The 6,784-nt window shown below is 68.0% G+C and carries 7 protein-coding genes; 1 reads left to right on the forward strand and 6 read right to left on the reverse strand.

Annotation, left to right across the window (positions count from 1 at the left end):
• Window positions 1-29: 29 nt before the first annotated feature.
• The 4 genes from D3273_RS16930 to hisB form a co-directional block, all read right to left on the reverse strand.
• Window positions 30-422, reverse strand: coding sequence for a hypothetical protein (locus tag D3273_RS16930; protein ID WP_129228068.1), 393 nt, complete (start codon window positions 420-422; stop codon window positions 30-32).
• Between the two features lie 144 nt (window positions 423-566).
• Entirely contained in the window at window positions 567-1,916 is a 1,350-nt protein-coding gene (locus D3273_RS16935) for a hypothetical protein (RefSeq protein ID WP_129228069.1), read from the reverse strand.
• Between the two features lie 205 nt (window positions 1,917-2,121).
• Window positions 2,122-3,141 (reverse strand): hopanoid-associated sugar epimerase, encoded by a 1,020-nt coding sequence (gene hpnA / locus D3273_RS16940; RefSeq protein ID WP_129228070.1) that lies wholly within the window; start codon window positions 3,139-3,141, stop codon window positions 2,122-2,124.
• A 58-nt stretch (window positions 3,142-3,199) separates the two neighbouring features.
• Window positions 3,200-3,793, reverse strand: a complete 594-nt coding sequence (gene hisB, locus D3273_RS16945; RefSeq protein ID WP_129228071.1) for an imidazoleglycerol-phosphate dehydratase HisB — start codon at window positions 3,791-3,793, stop codon at window positions 3,200-3,202.
• A gap of 136 nt (window positions 3,794-3,929) precedes the next feature.
• On the opposite strand from hisB, the gene D3273_RS16950 reads away from it, so the two are divergent.
• Complete coding sequence (locus D3273_RS16950) at window positions 3,930-4,961, forward strand: DHH family phosphoesterase (RefSeq protein ID WP_129228072.1); 1,032 nt, start codon at window positions 3,930-3,932, stop codon at window positions 4,959-4,961.
• Between the two features lie 88 nt (window positions 4,962-5,049).
• Here D3273_RS16950 and yddG read toward each other — a convergent pair whose 3' ends face one another.
• Entirely contained in the window at window positions 5,050-6,000 is a 951-nt protein-coding gene (yddG, locus tag D3273_RS16955; RefSeq protein ID WP_245501227.1) for an aromatic amino acid exporter YddG, read from the reverse strand.
• Window positions 6,001-6,117: 117 nt separating this feature from the next.
• Window positions 6,118-6,489, reverse strand: coding sequence for a helix-turn-helix domain-containing protein (locus D3273_RS16960; RefSeq protein WP_129228073.1), 372 nt, complete (start codon window positions 6,487-6,489; stop codon window positions 6,118-6,120).
• Window positions 6,490-6,784: the final 295 nt, after the last annotated feature.

Here is a 6,784-nt window from a genome sequence, read left to right on the forward strand (position 1 = left end):
GGCGAGGAGCGCAGGATGTGGCGATGGTTCTAGTCTTTGATGGAGTACCCCAGTCGAGTCAGGCACACCTTGACCTTTTTGTCCCTTTCCAGGGCCAGATCTCCGGATTTATAGCGGAGATCCAGCGTCTTTCCGGGGGTGACCTGGCTCAATTCCCGCCTCAAGGCGGCGACGTCATCCGTCGCGCGATCGGAGCCGAGGACGAGGGCGGCTTCGTTTTGGCACCGCTGGAGATCGCCGTGATAGGCGAGCACAGTCCGTGCCGTGGTCACCGTGGGAGTGGACAGGCGAGGGACTCCGGGGCCCATCGTGGCAAGCTGGGGCGTATCCTGTCGCGGGCTCCTGGTCACCAGGTCTGATTCCGTCGCCGCATAGCAGGACGCCAGACCGAACGACATGATGATCAGATAGAATATTCTCACATTGGCACCCTCCGTCGCTCCGTCGATCTCGTCTGAGACGCCGACTTCCGTTCGGCAAATTGTTATTGTCAGAAATAATTATTGCGATACATCAGGCAGCATTATCTTAGTTAACTGTCTGTGGAATGTTCCAGATTCTTATTTTTATACTTCTTGCCCTGAATTGCCATGGTAAGGCGTACCATCGCGAGGCGCATCACCCGATTGGGGGATGCGGCGCGGAGTTTCGAGAAAAGCGGCGATATCGCGGAGCGATCGGGGCGAAATCTCGTTCACCGGCCGTCCCCACCGACGGCGGTCCGTCGTGAGGTCCCGCCTCCACCTCCCTCGTCCCGAGCCTGTCGAAGGACGACATGGCCCTGCGGGCCGGCTCAGGACGGGTGAGGAAGAGCCGCCGTCGGTGTCACCGGCCGCTCCCTGTCCCGAGGAGCACCAGGCTGACCAGTTCGGACTGTCGCCGCGTCCCCGTCTTCGACAGCACGGCCTTGAGTTGGGTGCGTGCGGTCTCGTAGCTGATGCGATGCCGGTCGGCGATCGCCCGCAGGGAGGAGCCGGCCGCGAGTTCGGTGGCAATGCGGAGTTCGGCAGCCGTGAGCCCGTAGCGGGCGGGCAGCGCCGCCTCCGGCCGTCGGGTCTCGTCGCCCACCGCGTCGAGGAGGACGAGGACGCTCGCCTGCGTGAAGGAATAGCGGCCCCAGTCCCCGAGCGCGATGGCGTCGACCGCGATGCCACGTCCGGCCGCGTGCCTGAGAGCATGGCCGCCCCGGGCGCGGGCCCGCCCAGGGCGGCCCCGGGCTTGGCCCGGGCCAACGCCGCATCGAAGGCCCGCTGGTTGGCCCCGTCCTTGAACCTGATCTCGCGATGCCGCAGTTCGACCAGCGTCCCGAGCATCGCTTCGGCGCGGTCGTTGCAGCGCATCAGGAGGCCGCGCTCGTCCAGAATCAGGGCGGGTTTCGCGATGTGCTCGAACGCGTCCGTCATGCCCGACACCCGGGCGAAGGACAGGGCGTGCGACAGGCTCGCCGCCGTCTGCAGGGGGCGCCGCAGGGTTTTCAGCCGGGCGACCTCGTCGGGCTCGAAGGGCCCCTGCCGGACCGTCCTCTGCAGGGTGAGGAACCAGGCGCTGCCCGCGACGTCGAAGTGGAGTCCGCAGAACCAGCAGCAGCCTTCCGGCCTCAGCAGCTCCTGGTAATAGGAGGACCGGGCCATCTCGTCGCGGGACAGGACGTTCTCGTCCGTCACGGCGCCCGTGCGCAGCGCCGTCTCGATGCCGCGGAAGCGGATGTCGCGGGTGTTCCAGCCTTCCCCGTAATAGCGGGTCATCAGCGGTTCGAGATCGCGGGAGATCGGCGGGACGGGGATCTGGTGAGCCTCGGAGATCAGGATCGCGCCCAGGGCTCTCGCCTGCCGGCCGATGCCGTGCAGCAGGTCGGGCCAGCGATCCGGTTCGAGCGCCGCCCGCTGGAGATCGTCGTCGAAGGCGTCGAAGGACATCCCAGGTTTCCCGGTCCGATGCGCCGCGACGACGATTCCGGCATCTCTGAACCCCTCGCCGGACATCAATCCTGGGTCGCGAATCGCGCTGCAACGACGGCGATCTTAGGTGAAGCGGCGGGGCTGGACAGCCGGAATTCTTCCGTGCCGCCGCCGAGCGGAAGTCACCCCCACGGGCAGCACGGATGCCGCCACCCCGGCGGAGCTACCGGGTTCGCCCCGCGGCCCGGACGCCGCCGATGTGTCCCGCTTCCCGGAACCACCGCACCGCGTCGGCCAGCGCGTCCGCGTGGGGCCGCGCCGCGTAGCCGAGCTCCGCTTCCGCCTTGGCGGAGGAGAAGAACATCCGGTACTTCGCCATCTTCAGCGCGTCGACGGTCGCGAAGGGCTCGCGCTTCGTGAAGCGGGCCACCAGTTCGGCCGCATAGGCGAGCGGGAAGATGGGGCCGCGCGGCAGTTCGATCGTGGGCGGCTTGCGCCCGACGAGGCCCGCGATGACGCGCAGCATCTCGCCGAGGCTCACGTCCTGGCCCCCGAGGATGTAGCGCTCGCCGACCCGCCCCCGCTTCCACGCCAGCAGGTGGCCCCGCGCCACGTCGTCGACGTGGACGAGGTTCAGCCCCGTGTCGATGTAGGCCGGCATCCTGCCGTTGGCGGCTTCCACCACGATGCGGCCGGTGGGGGTGGGCTTCACGTCGCGCGGGCCGATGGGGGTCGAGGGCAGGACGATCACGGCCGGCAGCCCCTCGGCCACCATGCTCTCCACCAGGCGTTCGGCCAGCACCTTGGATCTCTTGTAGGCCCCGATGGTGGTCTCCGGCGCGTTCGGCGCGGTCTCGTCGACCGGCACGCCGTCCAGCCGCAGCTTCAGGGTGGCGACCGAGGAGGTGTAGACGACGCGCTCGAGCTTGGCGTCCCGCGCCGCCTCCATCACGGCGCGGGTGCCGTCGAGGTTGGCGCGGACGATCTCCTCGGGGTCGGGCGCCCACAGGCGGTAGTCGGCGGCGACGTGGAACAGGTGGCGGCAGCCGTCGAGCGCCCGCGCCACGGAAGCGCGATCGCGGATGTCGCCCTCGGCGACCTCGACGTCGAGGCCCGCCACGTTGGTGCGGGGGCTGGTGGGGCGCAGCAGCACGCGCACGCGCTCGCCCTCGGCCAGGAGCGCGCGCGCCACCGCCGAGCCGACGAAGCCCGACGCGCCGGTGACCAGGATGGGATCGCTCATGGGAGCCTCGCGGAAGATCGGGATCGAAGGGCCACAGGCCCTTCGCGGGCTCCAGGGCTCAGCCGCCGAGCGTGCCCTTGGTGGAGGGGATGCGGTCGCGGGTGCGCTCGTCGACCGACACGGCCTGGCGCATCGCCCGCGCCACGCCCTTGAAGCAGCTTTCCGCGATATGGTGGTCGTTGAGGCCGTAGAGCGTTTCCACGTGCAGCGTCAGGTCGGCGTGCATCGCCAGGGCCTGGAAGAACTCGCGCACGAGCTGCGTGTCGAAGGTGCCGATCTTGCCGGTGCCGAACTCGGTGCGGAACACCAGGAAGGGGCGGCCCGAGAAATCCAGCGCCACCCGGGTCAGGCACTCGTCCATGGCGAGGTGGCAGTCGGCGTAGCGCACGATCCCGCGCTTGTCGCCGAGCGCGCGGCCGATGGCCTGGCCGAGCGCGATGCCGGTGTCCTCCACCGTGTGGTGGTCGTCGATGTGGAGGTCGCCCTGCGCCTCGACCTTGAGGTCGAACAGCGCGTGGCGGGCGATCTGGTCGAGCATGTGGTCGAAGAAGCCGACCCCGGTGCGGATCTCCGCCTGCCCGCTCCCGTCGAGGTCCACCTCGACGCGGATCGCCGTCTCGTTGGTCTTGCGCTCTACCGTGGCCCGCCGCATCGCATCTCGTCCCCTTCGCTCGGCCGCATCAGCGACGGCGGGCGCCAAAATGCAAGCGCGCCGGCGCCCGCCCCTGGGGCGATCCGCCCGCGGAACGCCGCCGCGGCACCGCCGTTGCCGAGCCATGGAGGCCAGCATGGCGATGGACACGGGCGAGACTTTCAAGGCGGCGCTGGCGGGATTCGACCCCGGCCGGCCCGTCGCGGTGCTGTGCCACAACGATGCCGACGGCCTGTCGGCCGGCGCCCTGTTCAAGCGCGCGCTCGGCCGCGCCGGTCACGACGCCGTCGTGCGCGTGGTGGGCCGCGGCGAAAGCGCGTGGTCGGAGGAGATCCGGGCCGAGTTCGCGGGGCGGGAGGTTTCGGGCTTCGTGGTCGGCGACCTCGGCACCCGCGCCGAGGCCGTGCTGCCCGGCCTGCCGACGGTCGTGGTCGACCACCACGTGCCGCGCCGTGCCGCCGAAAGCTTCGGCGACGTGACGGTCCTGTCCGGCTACGCGGAGGATCCGGTGCCGACCACGAGCCTGATGGCCTACCGCTGCGCTTCCGCGCTGGCGCCGTCCGACGACCTCCTGTGGCTCTGCGCCGTGGGGCTCGTCGGCGACCTCGGCGACAAGGCCCCCTTCCCCGAGCTCGCGGCGGCGAAGAAGCTCTACACCGCGACCGCCATCCGGGACGCGGTGTCGCTGATCAACGCGCCCCGCCGCACCGCGACGGGCGACTACGGCCCCGCGCTCGACCTCCTGCTCGCCGCCGACAGCCCGAAGGACCTGCTCAGCGGCCGCCACCCCGGCCTCGACGCGCTTCACGCCGCGCGCGAGGAGGTGAAGGCCGCGACGGAGGCCGCGAAGAAGATCGCCCCCAGGATGTTCGGCGACTTCGCCCTGATCGAGATGGATTCCGGCTGCCAGATCCACCCGCTGATCGCCCAAACCTGGCGCATGCGCCTCAAGGACAAGGTGGTGCTGGCGGCGAACCACGGCTACCGGGTGGGCTGGGTGCATTTCGCCGCCCGCACCGCCCTGCCCCGCAACCTCATCGCGCTCCTGCGCGAGGTCGCGCCACCCGGCGCCGACGACAATTACGGCGGCGGCCACGAGCAGGCCAGCGGCGGGGCGCTGCGGCTGGACGATTGGGCGGTGTTCCTGAGGAACATCGGGGCCGCGTGACGCGCTCCGTCGCGACAGCCCGCAACTGAGGACCCCTCAACTTGCGTGAAGGCTCACATGCGCGTGTGGGATGATGGAATGTCCATCGTCATCGCTCTGGCTCGGGTGACAAGGATCGACCTCGATCGCGCTTGAAGGAGGCCACGGTCGCGCCCGCCACGATCAGCAGCGCCGCCGTGACCAAGCCCGGGCTCGCCGACGTCGAACCGGCCACGACAAGCAGCAGCGTTGAAAGGAGGGGGGCGAAGTAGGACAGCGCGCCGAGAATCGGAACGTGGCCGTGCTTGGTGGCGTAGTCCCAGGCAAAGAACGCAGCGCCAGCCGGTCCCAAGCCGAGCAGGACGATGCTGACCCATGCGCTGGCTGTCGGCGGGACGGTCGGTTCGGCCATCAGGTGCACGAGGAGGCCCGCGACCGCCACCAAACCGCACACCCCCCCGATCATGTCGCTCGGGATATTGCGAAACCGCCGGTTCAGGACCGAATAGGCCGCCCAGACGATGGCACATCCGGCTGCGGCCAGGTAGCCGTCGACATGACCTTCGTCGACGGGCGACTGCGTCCGGTCGAGGATGACGAACGCTGAGCCGATAAAGCCTGAAGTTGCACCCACGAAGTGGCGCGGGAGCATCGTGCTGCGATCCATCACCGCAGAAAAAAGCACCATCAGCATAGGCCAGAGATAGGCGATCAGACTGGCCTTGGCGGCCGGAGCGCGGCTCAACGCATAGAAGTACAGTGCGTGATAAACGAAGATTCCGGAAAAGCTGAAAATCCACGCTGATTTCGGCTGTTTCCACGCGGAGAAGGTTTTTCGCCCCCGGAACGCGAGCACAGGAACACTGGACGCGAAAGCGACGGCAAAGGTGAGAAAGAGGAGTTCGAAGGGCGGGACGGATTCGCTCGATCTCGTCAGCAGCGCGAGTGCAGACCAGAGCACGATCGCCATCACCCCGAGGGCGGTCGCCCAGGCTTTCGGACCGCTGGTGCGGGGATCGCCGACACCTGGACGCAGGGTTCGTTTTTGGACAGTTTTCACGAGCAAGGCGAGTCCCGATGGCGACCTCAGTCCCCACGACTCTCTCCCAGGCCGTCCGCCTGATGATTGATCAAGCTCGCATTCGCTTGGAGCGTTTCCGCAAACTGCAGCGAAGGCTCAGCCCATCCGAGCTTTGCGAAACCGCGCCGGCGTGGTGCCATGGAGCCTTCGGATCCATCGTGTCATGGCACTCTGGTCAGCGAAGCCCGTGCGCAAAGCGATCTCGGAGATCGGCGTGTCCGTGTCTTGCAGGAGGGCGAGGGCTCGCTTGACCCGCCTTTCCATGAGGTAAGCATGAGGCGTGATCCCGCGCGAGGCGTGGAAAAGCGACAACAGCCTTCGCTCGCTCACGCCGGCCTGCCGGGCGATCTCCGGCACGAGCACAGGCTCGGCCAAGTGCGCTTCGATGAAACCGCAGGCTTTGGACATGGCTCGGGTATCCGGGCGAGCTGATACCGGTGCGTCGAACGTCGTGTCGGCGATGAGCAATCGCGTCCAATCCGGGGAGATATGGGCTGCATCTCCGCGAGAGCACCAATATAGCGCGTAGTCGATGAGGTGCCGTAGATGCGGACTGACCGAAAAGAACGGCGACCCAGAAAACTCCAGCAAGTCGACGATTGCGACATCCTCATCGTCATCGCGGTCGACTACGACGTCTAGAACGAGGAATCGACTATCCACCGAACTGCGAAAGCGGTGCAGGGGTAATTGCTCACGAGGTCGTGCTGCCGTTCAGGCCGGCACGGCGATTGGCTGGCCTCGCAGCGTGAGGCGGATGGCA

It is taken from the genome of Lichenibacterium minor (genome assembly GCF_004137685.1).
GTDB classification, from domain to species: Bacteria; Pseudomonadota; Alphaproteobacteria; order Rhizobiales; family Beijerinckiaceae; genus Lichenihabitans; species Lichenihabitans minor.